This window comes from Geodermatophilus sp. SYSU D00696, from assembly GCF_054050235.1.
Map to the genome: position 1 here is coordinate 1 of NZ_JBJGYY010000021.1, position 14,717 is coordinate 14,717.

Annotated in this window: 14 protein-coding genes and 1 pseudogene; 5 read left to right on the forward strand and 10 right to left on the reverse strand. The window is 75.3% G+C overall.

The annotated features are described in order from the left end of the window. Positions 1–229: pseudogene (locus ACI79O_RS14430) on the reverse strand (dihydrofolate reductase family protein); the annotation flags it as partial. 389 nt (positions 230–618) lie between these two features. Here ACI79O_RS14430 and ACI79O_RS14435 point away from each other — a divergent pair. After that, positions 619–1,080: an ester cyclase gene (locus ACI79O_RS14435; protein WP_456889674.1), complete on the forward strand. Its 462-nt coding sequence runs from the start codon at positions 619–621 to the stop codon at positions 1,078–1,080. Positions 1,081–1,126: 46 nt separating this feature from the next. Here ACI79O_RS14435 and ACI79O_RS14440 read toward each other — a convergent pair whose 3' ends face one another. The 7 genes from ACI79O_RS14440 to ACI79O_RS14470 all read right to left on the reverse strand — a co-directional run bounded on the left by ACI79O_RS14440 (position 1,127) and on the right by ACI79O_RS14470 (position 9,061). Next, the gene (locus tag ACI79O_RS14440; protein WP_456914493.1) at positions 1,127–2,428 is read right to left on the reverse strand and encodes an IS110 family RNA-guided transposase; all 1,302 of its coding nucleotides are present in this window, start codon (positions 2,426–2,428) and stop codon (positions 1,127–1,129) included. 271 nt (positions 2,429–2,699) lie between these two features. Beyond that, positions 2,700–4,625: a DUF222 domain-containing protein gene (locus tag ACI79O_RS14445; RefSeq protein ID WP_456914494.1), complete on the reverse strand. Its 1,926-nt coding sequence runs from the start codon at positions 4,623–4,625 to the stop codon at positions 2,700–2,702. 153 nt (positions 4,626–4,778) lie between these two features. Then, positions 4,779–5,897: an NAD-dependent epimerase/dehydratase family protein gene (locus ACI79O_RS14450; RefSeq protein ID WP_456889673.1), complete on the reverse strand. Its 1,119-nt coding sequence runs from the start codon at positions 5,895–5,897 to the stop codon at positions 4,779–4,781. Between the two features lie 51 nt (positions 5,898–5,948). Beyond that, positions 5,949–7,238, reverse strand: a complete 1,290-nt coding sequence (locus tag ACI79O_RS14455; protein ID WP_456889671.1) for an MFS transporter — start codon at positions 7,236–7,238, stop codon at positions 5,949–5,951. Further along, positions 7,235–7,816: a helix-turn-helix domain-containing protein gene (locus ACI79O_RS14460; protein WP_456889669.1), complete on the reverse strand. Its 582-nt coding sequence runs from the start codon at positions 7,814–7,816 to the stop codon at positions 7,235–7,237. The genes ACI79O_RS14455 and ACI79O_RS14460 overlap by 4 nt, the downstream gene beginning before the upstream one ends. A gap of 56 nt (positions 7,817–7,872) precedes the next feature. Further along, positions 7,873–8,064, reverse strand: a complete 192-nt coding sequence (locus ACI79O_RS14465; protein ID WP_456889667.1) for a hypothetical protein — start codon at positions 8,062–8,064, stop codon at positions 7,873–7,875. A 151-nt stretch (positions 8,065–8,215) separates the two neighbouring features. Beyond that, the gene (locus ACI79O_RS14470) at positions 8,216–9,061 is read right to left on the reverse strand and encodes an alpha/beta fold hydrolase (protein ID WP_456914495.1); all 846 of its coding nucleotides are present in this window, start codon (positions 9,059–9,061) and stop codon (positions 8,216–8,218) included. 58 nt (positions 9,062–9,119) lie between these two features. Between ACI79O_RS14470 and idi the strand changes: the two genes are divergently transcribed. The 4 genes from idi (at position 9,120) to ACI79O_RS14490 (ending at position 11,680) form a co-directional block, all read left to right on the forward strand. Further along, a complete protein-coding gene (gene idi, locus ACI79O_RS14475) occupies positions 9,120–9,665 on the forward strand; it encodes an isopentenyl-diphosphate Delta-isomerase (RefSeq protein ID WP_456889664.1) in 546 nt (181 codons plus the stop codon). Between the two features lie 87 nt (positions 9,666–9,752). Then, positions 9,753–10,535, forward strand: coding sequence for a polysaccharide deacetylase family protein (locus tag ACI79O_RS14480; protein WP_456914496.1), 783 nt, complete (start codon positions 9,753–9,755; stop codon positions 10,533–10,535). Positions 10,536–10,629: 94 nt separating this feature from the next. Then, positions 10,630–11,403 (forward strand): SDR family NAD(P)-dependent oxidoreductase, encoded by a 774-nt coding sequence (locus tag ACI79O_RS14485; protein ID WP_456914497.1) that lies wholly within the window; start codon positions 10,630–10,632, stop codon positions 11,401–11,403. 13 nt (positions 11,404–11,416) lie between these two features. Further along, positions 11,417–11,680, forward strand: coding sequence for a hypothetical protein (locus ACI79O_RS14490; RefSeq protein ID WP_456889659.1), 264 nt, complete (start codon positions 11,417–11,419; stop codon positions 11,678–11,680). 43 nt (positions 11,681–11,723) lie between these two features. Here ACI79O_RS14490 and ACI79O_RS14495 read toward each other — a convergent pair whose 3' ends face one another. Both ACI79O_RS14495 and ACI79O_RS14500 read right to left on the reverse strand, forming a co-directional pair. After that, entirely contained in the window at positions 11,724–14,105 is a 2,382-nt protein-coding gene (locus ACI79O_RS14495) for a SpoIIE family protein phosphatase (RefSeq protein WP_456914498.1), read from the reverse strand. Next, the gene (locus ACI79O_RS14500) at positions 14,102–14,707 is read right to left on the reverse strand and encodes a biliverdin-producing heme oxygenase (protein ID WP_456889655.1); all 606 of its coding nucleotides are present in this window, start codon (positions 14,705–14,707) and stop codon (positions 14,102–14,104) included. Before ACI79O_RS14500 ends, ACI79O_RS14495 begins: the two co-directional genes overlap by 4 nt. Between the last annotated feature and the right edge of the window lie 10 nt (positions 14,708–14,717).

Consider the following 14,717-nt stretch of genomic DNA (forward strand, 5'->3'; position numbering starts at 1 on the left):
CGGCGTCGTCGCGGACCAGCGTGGAGTTGGCCCACGTCAGCGGCTCCTCCAGCGAGGAGGAGAACACCACCTTGGGCGCTCGGGTGAGCTCGTCGACGGACGCCTCTTCCTCGGACCGGAACTCGTCTTGACCATCCGGGACCTCGCCGGCGGCGAAGCCCGACATGAGGCGGTAGGTGTTCGCTCCCATCAGGTAGGTGACCTCGGGCTGCTCACCGAGCCATGCGAGGTCATCGTCGTCAGTCACAACGGGCCGTGCTGGAAGTTCCGCCGGTCGACCTGGGACTGAGCCGGAGCTCTGGTCGCCCGGAGCGGCCGACTTAAGGCACACGTCGGTGGAGCGGGAGATCGTCGGGACGCAGGAGTGACGCGATGGGGGACGGCTGTGCCGAGGCGCAGGTGGGTCTCGGCGTTCCTCTACACGGTTCAGGATTCGATGCGTCTCCCATCCTCGCTTCGCCGACCATTGGATGCGCAGGGTGAGAGACGCGCCCCGTTCACCGGGGTGCCGCTGTGACCCGTGTTCCGGGCCGCAGAACGGTGCCAGGGTTGCGTCCTCATGCCAGGTCCTGCGGGACCCCGCGGGGCCGATGCACCGCTCACAAGAAGGTGGCCACCATGGCAGCTGGCACCGAAGCCGCGGGGATCCCGGCCTGGATGCGCACCTACGTCGAGGCATGGAACAGCCACGACCCGGCCAAGGTCCTTGCCTGCATGACCGAGGACGTCCTCCGGGACGACAAGGGACTGGGCGAACGCCTGGAAGGGGCCGATGCCGTCCGCCAGTCGATCGTGGACGCGGCGGAGAAGTTCTCCAGCGACTACCGCATCGATCTTGGTGAGCTCATCCTCGCGACTGATGAGATGTACGCCGCCGAGTGGACGATGTCGGGCACCAACGACCGGGAGGACAAGGCGCGAGGCCTGCCGAGCACCGGCCGCCAGTTCCGCATCCAGGGGCTGTCGATCGGGCGGCTGCGCGACGGGAAGGTGGCCGAGGAACGCCTGTACTACAACATGGCTGATTACCTCACTCAGGTCGGCCTGATGCCCCAAGCCCCCACGCCGGCCTCCGTCTGACTGCCGCGCGTCGGAGTCGTCCACCTGAGGAGGATCCCTCCCTGGATCAGGCGTCCCCAAAGCCGCCTGATCCGAAAATCCCCTGACCCCGGTCACGCCGCTGGGTTGAGGCTGACGGCGTAGCCGAGGGCCTGGAGCTCGCGAACGTGCTGGCGTACTCGGCGTTCGGGGTTGGTGCGGGAGGCGTAATAGTCCGGGCCGAGGTCGATGAAGTGCGCCTGCTCGTCGGATAGCAGCGCCCAAACGATGACCAGGATCGAGCGGCCGACCGCGACGATCGCTCGCTTCTTGCCCCGCCGCCGGGCGATGCGTCGGTAGCGCTCGCCGAGGAAGGTGTTGGTGCGGCCGGCGCTGACCGCGGCCTCACCGGCCACCCGCGCCAGGTAGCGGTTGCCCTTGCCGGTGCCGGCGTTGCCTTCGGTCGGCCGGCGGACTCGCTCACTCCCGGAGCGAACCGAGCCCACGAGGTGAGGTGTGCCGGGGTGGGAAAGCGGGTCATGTCGGTGCCGATCTCGGCCAGGATCATCTGCGCCGCCACCGGCCCCACTCCGGGGATCGAATCCAGCTTGGCCACCGCGGGCGCCAGCTCCCCGATCTGCTCCTCGATGCGGGCTTGCACGGTGGCGATGTCGGCGGTGACCGCGTCCACCCGCTGCAGCATCTGGCTGAGCAGGAAGGCGTGGTGGGCGGTGAACCGGCCGGTCAGCGCCTCGGTGAGCCGCGCCGACTTCGACCGCAGACTGCCCCGCGCCAGCGCCGCGAGCACCGCCGGATCGCGCTCGCCGGCGATCAGCGCGGCCATCATCGCCCGCGCCGAGGCGCCGAAGGGGTCACTGACCACGGCCGTCAGCTTGATCAGCGCGTCCTCGAGCAGCTTCTCCACCCGCTGCTTCTCCGCGGTGCGCACCGCCAGCAGATCAACCCGGTAGCGGGTCAGATCGCGCAGCTCCCGGATCGCCGGCGGTGGCACGAAGCTCGGGCGCAGCATCTGCCGCTCGGCGACCTTGCACAGCCACACCGCATCCAGCCGATCCGTCTTGGGCCGGCCGGGCAAGTGCTTGACGTCATGGGCGTTGACCAGCCAGGCCTCGAAGCGGTCCTCCAGCAGATAGAACGGCGCCCGCCAGTAGTCGCTGGTCGCCTCCATCACCACCCGGGTCACCCCGAGCTCGGCCAGCCAGTCACCGAGCGCCAGCAGCTCCGAGGTCATCGTGGAGACGGTGCGGACCTCCTGCATCCGCTGACGGCCCGGACCGGGCACCCGAGCGCAGCACACCACCTCGGCCTTGCTCACATCCAACGCCGCCACCCGCTCGATCACCTCGGGTTCGTCGGTCTCGACCTGCATCGCCCTCGCCTCCGTCATCTCGAACGGAACCTGGGGCGGCCACCCGTAGGAGCTGCAGGGAACGGCGAATCTGATCCTCGTGCTCGAAGCACACGAAACGGCCCACAGCACAACTCCCGGCGCCCGACTTCAGAACGGCCTCGACGACCAGGCGACTACGACGTCAACGGGTGGCCGCAGACCATTCTCGGCGCGGAACGACGCTCCCCGACAGGGGTCGACGGGACTTCAGAGATGGCGGTCGTGGCGCCGGCGACCGGCGGAACAGGCCCTAATAGGGCGGCGGGGTGGTGGCGGCGGTGAGCCCGGTGGGTGTGGTGACGGTGAGGGTGCCGTCGGGGGCGAGGGTGTGGGTCCAGCCGGGGGCCTGGTGCTTGCCGCGGTGGTGGCCGGTGCAGTAGCCGGTGAGGTTGGCCGCGGTGGTGGGTCCGGCCGGCCAGGGGGTGGCGTGGTCGAGCTCGCCGGCGCGGGGGACGGGGCGGCGGCAGCCGGGGAAGCGGCAGCGGCGGTCGCGGGCGCGGACGTGCCGGTCGAGGGCGGCGCTGGGCCGGTAGCCGGGGCTGGCGGCAGGGGCGCCGAGCCCGGTGCCGGTGCGGGCGGCGCGGTGCAGGGCGGGCAGGTCGGTGAGGGCCAGCAGCGCGCCGCCGGCCGCGTGGGTGAGCGCGATGCGGGGCCGGTCGGTCAGCCCGCCCCCGGCGGTGGCGGCGAGCAGGGCGGCGAGGTCGGCGCAGGCCTGCTCGGTGGCTGCGGCCAGCTGGGTGAGGACGTCGGGGGCGGCGGTGACCCGGCCGGCGGGGCTCGCCGCCCAGGTGGCCTCGTCGGTGGCGTCGGCGCGTTCGGCGGTGGCCACCGTCCGGCGGGCGTGGCCCAGAGCGCGCTCGAGCCGGAGCAGGGCAGCACTGGCGTCGTCGACGGCCCGATCGGCGCGGGCCCACCAGCCATCGGGGCATGAGGTGTCACCCGGGACGGTCGTGTGGTCCGCGTCGGGCGGGACGCGCGGCGGTGGATCCTCGCCGGGATCCGGTGGCGGGTCATCGTCGACGTAGCAGGGTGGCGGCTTGGCGTCGAACTCCCCGGCCAGGATGCGGCGCTCCATCTCCTCCGACCACAGCGCGAAGTCCTCGTCCTCGCTCAGGACCGCGCGCGCCGGCCCGCCGGGAGGAGCCGTGCCGGTCGGCTCGGCGCCGATGGACGCCTCGGCGGCCGGCTCGATGTCGGTCGCGGTGTCGGTCGCGGTGTCGGTCGCGGCAGGGCCGGTGATGGCGGTTGCGGCATGGACCGGATGGCCGGTGAGGGCGGCCAGCAGCGCCCGGACCAGCTCTGCGGGCACCACCTGCCCGTCGATCTCACACGCGGCGTCCCCGCCCAGCAGCGCGCCGACCGGGGCGACCACGGTCAGCGCCACCTGGACCGGCTGCAGGCCGGACTCGCCGGGGCGGAGCACCAGGTCCAGCAGGCAGTCGGCCATCCTCTGCCCCCGGGTGCGGCCATCGGCCGGATCGGCGGGCAGCGCGTCGGCGTGGGCGCCCAGGGTCGCGACGAGGGCGTGCGCCTCCGGGGTGGTCAGCAGCGCCGAGATCACGCTCATCCCGGCGGTGCGATCCGGGCGGACGGTGACGCCGCGCTGCTCGAGTGCCCTGTTCAGGTCGCGGGCGGCGTCGCGGGCGTTGTGCCGGGCGACCACGCGACGCACCCGGTCGCCGAGCTGCGCCGGGGTGGTCACCTGGTGCCGGGTGGCCCTCCAGGCGAGCAGTTCGGCCTCGATGCGGGCGCGCAGCGCGTCGTCGGCGATCGGGGCCACGTGCTCGAGCAGGCACCACAGGTGCCCGGCGTGCAGCAGCCCGGACTCCAGCGCATCGAGCACCCGGGGCAACCGGTGCACCAGGGTCAGCGACCGCGCCAGCTCCTCCTCGGCGCGTTGCACGGTGAGGTCCAGCGCGATCGACAACTCGTGCGCGGCCCACTCGCTGACCGGCCGCAGCACCTCGGTTCGGGCCGCCCACCGGTCGGCCGACATCGCTCCCGGCGAGCCTTGCGGCCGGTCGGCCGACGACGGCCGGGATGCGGCGAACGCGGCCACCGCCCGGGCCCGAAGCGCGATCTGCCGGGCGATCTCCCGGTCGGCGGCCTGCACCGCACCCAGCGGCCCCGACGCCCACCCCACCGTGGGCTCGTCGACCCCCACCGCTTCCGTCACGTTTTCGATCATATGTTCGAACCAGTGGCTGAGCAAGTCCCGGGGAGGGTGGATCAGCAGGTCAGACGTCTGGGCCTGTGCGGCCACGGCGCGCGGCGGCACTCGGCTGCGGCCCCAGTCGGAGTGACGAAACCCGGAGCGGGCAGGGGCCGCTCAGTCCGGACGGCGGTTCGGGACGTTGGCCGGGTCGCCGGCCGGGTCGTGCTCGCGGCCGCCCGTGGGGGACAGCAGCGGTCCCGGCGCGCCCTCGCCGCGGCCGAGGGCCGTGACGAACTGGCGCAGCACGTCGTCGCCGCGGTGGGCCGGCTGCCAGTCCAGCTGCGTGCGCGCGCGGGTGGTGTCGAGCACCGGCGACCGGAGGCCCAGGTCGAGCCAGCCGGGCTCGGTGGGGACGACGTGCGCGCGGAAGGCAGCCGTCAGCCCGGTCCGGACCAGCACCGCCGGGACGGGGATCCGTGTGGTGCCCAGCGCGCGGGCGATCCCGTCGGCGTCGAGCGCCGGGTCGGCGGAGACGTTGAACGGCCCGGGGACGCGCCGGTCGAGCATGCGGGTGATCGCGTCGGCGAGGTCGTCGGCGTGGACGAAGCCGACCCGCAGCGACGGCAGGGGCAGGGGCAGGACGGACGCGATCTGCCCGGGCACCAGGCGCACCGCGCCGAACACCAGCGGACCGAGGAAGTAGCGGCCGATCTCGCTGGCCGCCTCAGGCTGGAGCACCAGCGTCGGCCGGACGACGGTCAGCGTGACGTCGGACCGCCGGCCGACGACCTCGCGCACGACCCGCTCGGCCTCGGACTTCTGCCGGCTGTACTGCGAGCTCGGGATGCCGGTCACCGGCCAGTCCTCGGTGACCGGACGGTCGCCGCCGCCCGCCGCGTAGGCGCCCAGCGAGGACATGTGCACCACGTGCTGCACCCCGGCGGCCACCGCGGCGCGCATGACCCGGCGGGTGCCGTCGACGTTGGCCTTCCGCAGCTCGTCGGACCGCCGCCCCGGCTGCAGCACCCAGGCCAGGTGGACGACGGCGTCGACGTCCTCGAGCAGGTTGGTCAGCGCCTGCTCGCTGCCGGTGTCCCCGAGGTCGGCGGTGTACCAGGTGACCGACGAGTACGGCTCGCGGTCCGGCGGCTCCCGGCGGGCCAGCCCGCGGACCTCGGCCACGCCGCTGCCGGGAGCGGTCAGCCGCCGCAGCAGCGCGGTGCCGACGTTGCCGCTCGCGCCGGTGACGGCGACCTTGAGGCCCTGCAGATGCGCCTGGGGGAGCTCAGCCATGTCCCGCCGCTACCCCCGGTGGCCGTGCGCAACCCGACGGGGTGCGTCACATCAGCGCACCGCGGGCGCCGGCACCGCGTCCGGCGCCGCGAGCTCCTCGTCCCGCGGGCGCAGCCCGAGCGAGACCACGGCGATGAGGAGCAGCGCGGCCGCCCCGGCGAGGAACCCGGCCGGCAGGCCGGCGGCGTCGGCCAGGCGGGGCAGCAGCAGGCTGCCGAGGCCGCCACCGACCATGAGCGCGAGCGACTTGGCCGAGACCGTCGTCGACCGCTGGGCGGCGCTCACCTGTTCGTGCAGCAGTGCCTGGCGCAGCGGCCAGCCGGCGCCGTTGGCCAGGTAGAAGACGACGAACGCGGCGGCGGCGACCGCCACGTGCCCGGCCACCGCGACCGCGGCGACGGCGAGCGCGCCGAGCACCGCGGTGACCAGGCTGGCCCAGGCCACCGAGCCCCGGGCGAGCCGGCGGACGGCCGGTGCCAGCAGGGCGCCCAGCCCGGCGGCGGCGAACGAGACGGCCATGACCACCCCGTACACCGCTGCCCCGCGGTCGAGGCCGCCGCCGAGCTCGGCGAACCACAGCGGGCCCAGCACCTCGAGGGTGGTCAGCGCGGTGCCGGTCAGGAACGAGATGGCCAGCAGCCGGCGCAGGACGCGGTGCCGCGCGGCCAGCCGCACGGTGTCGCGGACCACCACGGGCACCTCCCGGACCCCGCCGGCCAGGGCGTGCAGCCCGCCCGACGTCGCCGTCGGCAGGGGGACGACGAGCGCGAGGACGGCGACCACCGACACCGCGACCAGCGCCGCAGCCAGGAGCAGCGGCAGCACGAGCGCGGCGCTGCCCCGGCCCTCGGCCAGCAGCGGCAGCGCCCCGCCGAGCGCGGCGCCCAGGGCCAGCCCCAGGCCGTCGGCGGCGCCGGCTCGCGACAGGCCCGACGCCGGGTCGGCGTCGGGGTCCGCGGCGTGCACGGTGTCGACGTACCAGGCCTCCAGCGGGCCGGAGTCCAGTGCCCGCGACGCGCCCTGCAGCCCCCACGCCAGGGCGAACAGCGGCACGGTGTCCGCGGCGGCCATCGTGAGCAGCGACGCGATGCCCAGCAGCCCGGACAGGACCAGGACCGGCCGGTGCCCGATCGCGTCGGCGAGCCCGCCGGTCGGCAGCTCCAGCAGCAGCGTGACCACCGAGTAGACGGCCAGCACCAGCCCGATGTCGGCGGGGGAGAGCCCGCGCGACGAGGCCAGCAGCACCGTGACCGGCGCCGAGATGCCGACCGGCAGCCAGCGCAGCGCGGTGAGCCCGACGAACCGCCGGCCGGCCGAGCGCACCGACAGCGGGGCCCTCACGCCGGGTCCTCGGTCAGCGGGAACAGGTCGAGCAGGACGTGCACGAGCGGCTCGCCCGGCTCCTCGCGCTCGGCGCGCCAGCGCGCCAGCACCCCGTTGAGCTCCTCGGTCAGCTCCCGGACGGCGGCGGGGGACAGGCGCAGCGCCCAGTCGTTGAGCGAGACGGCGTCGCGCCAGACGTCGTCCAGCGACTCCCGCTGCTCGGCGTGCGCGGCGAGCACACGCCGCTGCCGCCCCAGCGACTGGTGGGTGAGCTCCTCGAGGACCTCACGGCCGCCGGGCTGGTCGACGAGGTCCTCGGTGCGCCAGCGGGTGCTGCGGTGCCGGGCCCGCCACCAGCGCTCCCGCGCGGTCCCCTCGCCGGCCACCTCCTCGACGAAGCCGAGGGCGGCGAGCTGGCGCAGGTGGTAGCTGGTGGTGCCGCTGCTCTCACCCAGCCGCTGTCCCAGCCGGGAGGCCGTCGACGGGCCCTCCGAGCGCAGCAGGGCGAGCAGGCCGGTGCGCAGCGGGTGGGCCAGCGCGCGCAGCGTCCGCGGGTCGGTGACGTCGACGACGGCTTCGGGCGGGAGCTCGGGCACGCCCCCAGACTAGGATGCAGAGAACTCTTTGCAAAGAGATCTCTGCATCTTGTCGGTCACCCGTCGGAGTCCTCGCCGTCGGTGGCGTCCTCGACCTCCTGCTCGGCCTCGTCCACGCCTTCCTCGACGTTCTGCTCCACCTCGTCGTCGACGACGTCGGAGCCGCAGGCGGCGGTGACCGGCGAGAGGGCGAGCGCGAGGCCGACGGCGGCCAGGCGCCAGCGGCGGCGGGGGGTGGTGGTCGACATGGCTGCTCCTCCTGTTCCGGAACGTTCCCGGGAGGGGTGCCCGCCCGGGCGGTCGTCCATGCCCCGCGCCCCCGGGGTCACCGCATGAGGGGACAGCTCGAGGTCGTGGAGGCGTGGCCGGCGCCCGACCTGAATCGTCGGTCCCGGGTGGTCAGCGGGCGGCGCCGACCGCCGTCCGGACGTGCTCGACCACCAGCTCGGCGGTGCGCTCGGCGGCCAGCTCCGGGATCCAGTGCGGCACGCCGTCGAGCACCTCGAGCCGGTAGGGCCCGGTGACGTGGCGGCGGGTCATGGCGGTGGCGGCCGGCCCGAGGAAGGCGTCGCCGGTGCTCCACACGTGCAGGGTCGGCACGGACACCCGCCCGACGCCGTCCCGCGCGGCGAGCGGGATGGCCCGGTACCAGCCGAGCGCGGCCGAGAGCGCGCCCGGCTCGCGCATCCGGTCGACGTAGCGGGCGACGGCGTCGGAGGGCAGGCCGCCGTTCTCGAGGACGCCGCGCAGCGCGGCGCCGTCGCGGGTGAGCAGCAGCCGCTCGGGCACCACCGGCACCTGGAAGGCGGCCATGTACGACGAGCGCAGCCCCTGGTCGCTGGTGAGCACCGCCCGGCCGGCCGCGGCCGGGTGCGGGGTGGACAGCGCCGTCAGCGTGCGCACCCGGTCGGGGTGCCAGGCGCCCAGCGCCCAGGCCACGGCGCCGCCCCAGTCGTGGCCGACGACGTGTGCGCTCTCCAGCCCGGCGGCGTCGAGCAGCGCCAGGACGTCGCCGGTGACCGCGCGCAGCCGATAGGAACCGCGCCCGCGCGGCCGGGCGCCGGGGCTGTAGCCGCGCTGGTCGAGCGCGAGGGTGCGCAGGCCGGCGTCGTGCAGCAGCGGCGCCATCCGGTCGAAGGCCGTGCAGTCCTGGGGGAAGCCGTGGAGGAGCACCACGGGCTCGCCGTCGGGCGGGCCCCCGTCCTGGACGTCGAAGGTGAGGCCGTCGTTCTGGAACTGCCGCATGCCCCTCTCCTGCCCGGGGGAGGTGTGCCGGAACCGCGCACCGGGGGAGGATGGGACGGTGACGGTGACCGCAGCGGAGCTGATCGTGCTCGTCGACGACGACGGGACGCCCATCGGCACCATGCCCAAGCCGCTGGTGCACCACGGCGAGACGCCGCTGCACCGGGCCTTCTCGGCCTACCTGTTCGCCGACGACGGCCGGCTGCTGGTCACCCGCCGCGCGGCGGACAAGCAGACCTTCCCGGGCATGTGGACCAACACCGTCTGCGGCCACCCCGGCCCCGGGGAGGACGACGCCGCCGCGATCGCCCGCCGGGCGTCCCAGGAGCTCGGGCTGCAGGTGGCCGACCTGCGCCCGGCGCTGCCCGGGTACCGCTACCGCGCCGAGTTCCGCGGCGTGGTGGAGAACGAGGTCTGCCCGGTCTACCTCGGCCGCTACACCGGCACGCCCGACCCCGACCCCCGCGAGGTGGGGGAGTGGGAGCTGCTCGGGTGGGGCGAGTTCCGGCGCCGGCAGGAGGAGTCCGAGCGCGACGCCTGGTCCCCGTGGTGCCGCGAGCAGGCCCGGCTCATCGAGCAGGCGGGCCTCGTCGCGGCGTCGTAGTCGGCGGGCCACGGAGCGTAGCGGGCACGCGAGCGGGCGGGTGTCGCTGACCGGGACGCGCCGGGACCCCCTCCTAGCGTCCGGCGCGTGGACCGCCGGGGCTTCCTGTACCTGCTCGCCGCCGGGCTCACGGGTGCCGCGGTGGGGCGCGGCGCGGCCGGTCTCGACCTCGCGCAGCCCGCTCCCGCGCCCGCGCGGACGCCGGCCCCGGCGACCCCCACCGGCCCGGGCGGCATCGTCGCCGTCCCCGCTCCGCACGGCGTGGTCGAGGAGCTGCCCGGCACCGGCCCGCAGATCGCGCTGACCATCGACGACGGCAGCAACGGCGAGGTGGTCGCCGCCATGGTCACCCTCTGCCGCGAGACCGGCACCCGGCTGACGTTCTTCCCCAACTGCTCCTACCGGACGTGGGGCGACAACGCCCGCGACCTGTGGCCGCTCATCGAGTCCGGGCAGGTCGCCTTCGGCAACCACACCTGGTCGCACCCGGACCTGACCACCGTCTCCGACGCCGACGTCGCCGAGGAGCTGCGCCGCAACCAGGACGCCATGCGCCGCACCCTCGGCGTCGCGGAGACGCCGTTCTGGCGGCCGCCCTTCGGCTCGCACGACGAGCGGGTCGACGCCATCGCCGCCGACGTCGGCCACCCGACGACGGTCATGTGGAACGGCACCTTCGACGACGGCCAGGTGGTCTCCGCCGAGGGGCTGATGGCCGCCGCTCACCAGTGGTTCGCGGCGCGGGCGATCATCGTCGGCCACGCCAACCAGCCGGCGATCACCACCGTGTTCGACCAGCTGCTGGCCCTCGTCGAGAGCCGGCAGCTGGTGACGGTCACCCTCGCCGACGCCTGGTCCGCCCCGGCCTGACCCGCTCCGACCTGCGGGCGGGGCCGACCTCCGCGAGAGTGGCCGGGGACGCGAGACGTGATCACGGCCGACCGGCCGGAGGACGGAGGAACGGGTGGCAGGGGAGCTCAAGGGCCGCGTGGCGCTGGTCACCGGCGGGGCGAGCGGGCTGGGCCGGGCGACGTGCGTGTCGCTGGCCGAGGCCGGCGCGCACGTCGTCGTCGCCGACATCGACGCCGACCGCAGCGCGCGGACCCGCGAGCTGGTCACCGACGCCGGGGGCAGCGCCGACGTCGTCGCCCTCGACGTGACCGACGACGCCGCCCGCCGGGCGGTGGTGGCGCAGCTGTTCGAGCAGCACGGCGACGCCTTCGACGTGCTGGTCAACGTGGCCGGCATCGACCGTCCGGGCTACGTCACCGACATCGACCTCGACGACTACCGCCGGGTCATGGCCGTCAACTGCGAGGGCCCGGTCTTCCTGACCAGCGAGTTCGTCAAGCGGGTCCAGCACCTGCCCGAGGGCCGCACCGCCGACGTGGTGCACGTCGTGTCGCTGTCGGCGATCACCTCGGGCAGCGGCGCGATCGCCTACAACGGCTCCAAGGCCGGCTTCCTCAACGCCACCCGCTGCATCCAGCGCGAGCTGCGGGAGAAGGCCGTGCAGCTCCCCGACGGCGGCGAGCGGCCCTTCCCGTGCCGGGTGCAGGCGGTCATCCCCGCGGCGATGGACACCCCGATGATGGAGCAGTGGGGGATCCCGGGGCACCTGATGATGCCGCCGTCCGCGGTCGCCGACACGGTGCGCACGCTGCTGCTGCTGCACCCCTCGGCGTTCGTGCCGGAGATGCAGATCGTGCCGCGGCTCGAGCCGAACTTCCCCCGCTGAGGAGGGTCGAGCGATGACCGGACCGGACGACGTCCCCGACAGCGGCATGGCCTCCGGCAGCGACGCCGGCGAGCCCGGGGAGCGCCTCGGCAGGGGCGACCTGCGGCCCGACGAGGAGCAGCTGCTCGCCCAGCTCCAGCGGGGCGTCGACGACGCGGCCCCCGCGGGCGGTGACGCGGAGCTGCGGGCGGCCGAGGACGAGGTCCCGCTGCCCGCCGACGGCGGCACGCAGGACGACGGCCTGGAGGCCCGCTTCTCCGACACCGACGGGGGCTGAACCGGCCCCGGACGTGCACCGTGCACTTCCGCGGAAGTGCGCGTCAGGAGCCGGTCAGGCGGACCGCGACCAGCGCGACGTCGTCCTCGGCGCCCTCGGGCACCAGCCGCTCGAGGACGCCGTCGCAGACCTCCTCGACCGGCCGGCCGCGCAGGTCGGCCAGGGCGTGGGCCAGCCGGTCGACGCCGTCGTCGAAGCCCTCGGCGCGGCGCTCGACCAGCCCGTCGGTGTAGAGCAGCAGCGTCGAGCCGGGCTCGAGGAGCACCTCGGAGTCGGTGCGGGTCATCCCGGGGTGCACGCCGAGGAGCAGGTCGGCCCGCCCGGCAGCGAGCACGCGGGCGCTGCCGTCGGGGCCGGCAACCAGCGGCGGCAGGTGCCCGGCGCTCGACCAGCGTAGCCGCGCGCCGCCGGCGGGCTCGAGCCGGGCGACGAGCACGGTGGCCATGGCGGCGAGGTCGAGCCCCTCGATCGCGGCGTCGAGCCGGGACAGAACCCGGGCGGGGCTGTCGCCGTTGTCGAACGCGATGCCCCGCAGCAGCCCGCGCAGCTGCGCCATGCAGGCGGCGGCCTGCACGTCGTGGCCGACGACGTCGCCGATGACCAGCATCGTGGCGCCGTCGGGCTGGTTGAACGCGTCGTACCAGTCGCCGCCGACCTGCGCCTCGCGGGTGGCGGGCACGTAGCGCACGCCCACCTCGACGCCGGCGGGCGACGGCGGCTCGGACAGCAGGCTGCGCTGCAGGGTCTCCGCGGCCCGCACGATGCTGCGGGAACGGGCGTAGAGGGCCTCGAGCAGGTGGCCGCGCAGCTCGCGGACCTCGGCGCGCTCCTGCGGTGTCCACGGGAACGAGCGGTCCCGGACGGTCTCCCGCCACCGGTCGAAGCTCTTGCGGGGGCTGAGCCGGACGTCGTCGCCCTCCCGCTGGGCGAGCGCCTTCTCGTGCGGGTCGCCGCCCCAGTCGACGTGCCGCACGGCCTCGCGCCGGTGCCACAGCACGTACTGTCCCTCCGGCAGGGGCAGGACGAGCACGCCGCAGGCGACGTCGACCGGGACGCCGAGTCCGGGCGCCTCCCGCTGCAGGGAGTCGGTGGCCACGACGTCGTCCCCGCGCGCCGCCGCCCAGCCCACCAGCCGCTCGACGACGGCGGCCGGCAGCTCCTCGCCGGCGCTCCCGGTGGCGTCCTGCAGCGCGACGGTGACGCCGTCGGCGGGCAGCACGTCGAGCAGGCTGGGCCTGCCCAGGAGGGTGTCGACGAGCGGGCGGTCCTCGTCGAGCGTCGCCGCGGTCAGCCAGGCCAGCGTGGAGCGCACCCGCAGCGCCCGGTGCACCTCCTCCTCGGCGGTGCGGTCGACCAGTCGCAGCGACAGCGTGGAGCCGAGGAACTCCGCCGCGGCGCGGGTGGCGAACGGCGGCTGGTGCGGGCCGGAGTAGTGGTGGCAGGCGATGAGCCCCCACAGCCGGCCGTCGCGCAGCAGCGAGATCGACATCGAGGCCCGCACGCCCATGTTGTGCAGGTACTCGAGGTGGATCGGGGAGACGCTGCGCAGCGTCGAGTACGTGAGGTCCAGCGGGCGGCCGGTGGCCGGGTGGGCGGCGGGCCGGATCGGGCTGGGGACGTAGTCGACGTCGCTGATCAGCCGCAGCCAGTTCTTCTCGTACAGGGCCCGGGCCTGGGCCGGGATGTCGGAGGCGGGGTAGTGCAGGCCGAGGAACGAGCCGAGGTGCCCCGCCCTGGCCTCGGCGACGACCTCGCCGTTGTAGTCGGCGTCGTAGCGGTAGACCATCACGCGGTCGAAGCCGGTCAGGTCGCGCACCGCCCGCGCGGTGGTGTCGTAGAGCTCCTGCAGCGTCGCCGCCCGGTTCAGCTCGGCGACCGTGCCGCGCACCGCCTGGTAGGTGTTCGGGAAGGAGAACGGCCGCGGCCCGCGCGCCGGCTCCAGCTCCACGACCAGGTTGGTCACCGGCGCGTCCCCGCCGGCCGGCTGCCCGTGCCCGTCGCGGGCGCCGGCCAGCACCGCCCGGTGCAGGATCGCGTCGACCGGCACCGGGTCGCCGTCGACGTCGAGGGTCACCTCCACCGGGTTGCGCTCGCGGAGGTCGCCGAACGCGCTGGCCGAGCGGACGACCGCCTCGGCCGGGGCGACGCCCAGGACGTCGGCCAGCGGCCGTCCGAGGGCGTCGGACCACGCGACCCCGGTCAGCCCGGCGAGGTTCTCGGAGGCCTGGACGACCACCAGGTCGGGCTCGCTCACGGCCAGCAGTGCCCCGCGCGGCTGGACGCTGCCCGGGACGTGGATCGGCTCACGCGCGCAGTTGTCCAGGTCGACCGCCTCGCCGGGCCCCAGCCAGGCGACCTCCTCGCCGGCGGTGGCCTCGACGTCACGGGCGTGGACGTCGCCGGCGCGGGCGCCGACGTCGGTCACGCGGGGACCCCGGGCCGGGCGGCGGGCGCGCACCAGTCGGCCAGGACGGCGAAGGTCCCGCGGGCGGCCGCGACGACGCGGTCGGCGTCCCCGTGGCCGGCCACGTGCCGGCGGGTGGTGCGCCGGAAGGCCGCCCACATCGCGCCGGTGTCCTCGCCGTAGGGGCTGAAGCAGCGCAGTCGGGGCAGCCCGGGCACGCCGGCCAGGTGGCGGTCGATGAACGCGCCGCCGAGCGTGGAGCCCTCCAGGACGTAGAGCCGGCCCAGGGCGGCCCCGGTGTCGGGGACGTCCGGCAGCGCGGGGCGCTCCGCGCCGGGAGCCGCGCCGAGCGCGTGCAGGTCGGCGGCGTAGAGGGCGGCCCGCCGCCGGCGGTCCCAGTCCAGGGCCGCGGCGTCACCGGGGCAGCGGGCGGCCCAGGCGTCGAGTCCGGCCTCGGCGGCGCGCCAGAAGGAGTGCAGCAGCCCCAGCACCTCGACCAGCCGGTCCCGGTCCAGGTGGGGGTCCACCAGCCCGAGCGCGGTCTCCACCCGCTCGTGCTCCACGGCGGTGGCCGTGCGGAGGTCCCGGAGGACGTCGCCGGCGCCGCCCGCGTCTCGAGGCAACGCCTCTCCT

Excerpts from the sequence above, each read along its gene's own strand:
- ACI79O_RS14435 (WP_456889674.1), top strand. The coding sequence starts at position 619 with ATGGCAGCTGGCACCGAAGCCGCGGGGATCCCGGCCTGGATGCGCACC.
- ACI79O_RS14440 (WP_456914493.1), bottom strand. The coding sequence starts at position 2,428 with ATGCAGGTCGAGACCGACGAACCCGAGGTGATCGAGCGGGTGGCGGCG.
- ACI79O_RS14450 (WP_456889673.1), bottom strand. The coding sequence starts at position 5,897 with ATGGCTGAGCTCCCCCAGGCGCATCTGCAGGGCCTCAAGGTCGCCGTC.
- ACI79O_RS14465 (WP_456889667.1), bottom strand. The coding sequence starts at position 8,064 with ATGTCGACCACCACCCCCCGCCGCCGCTGGCGCCTGGCCGCCGTCGGC.
- ACI79O_RS14470 (WP_456914495.1), bottom strand. The coding sequence starts at position 9,061 with ATGCGGCAGTTCCAGAACGACGGCCTCACCTTCGACGTCCAGGACGGG.
- ACI79O_RS14490 (WP_456889659.1), top strand. The coding sequence starts at position 11,417 with ATGACCGGACCGGACGACGTCCCCGACAGCGGCATGGCCTCCGGCAGC.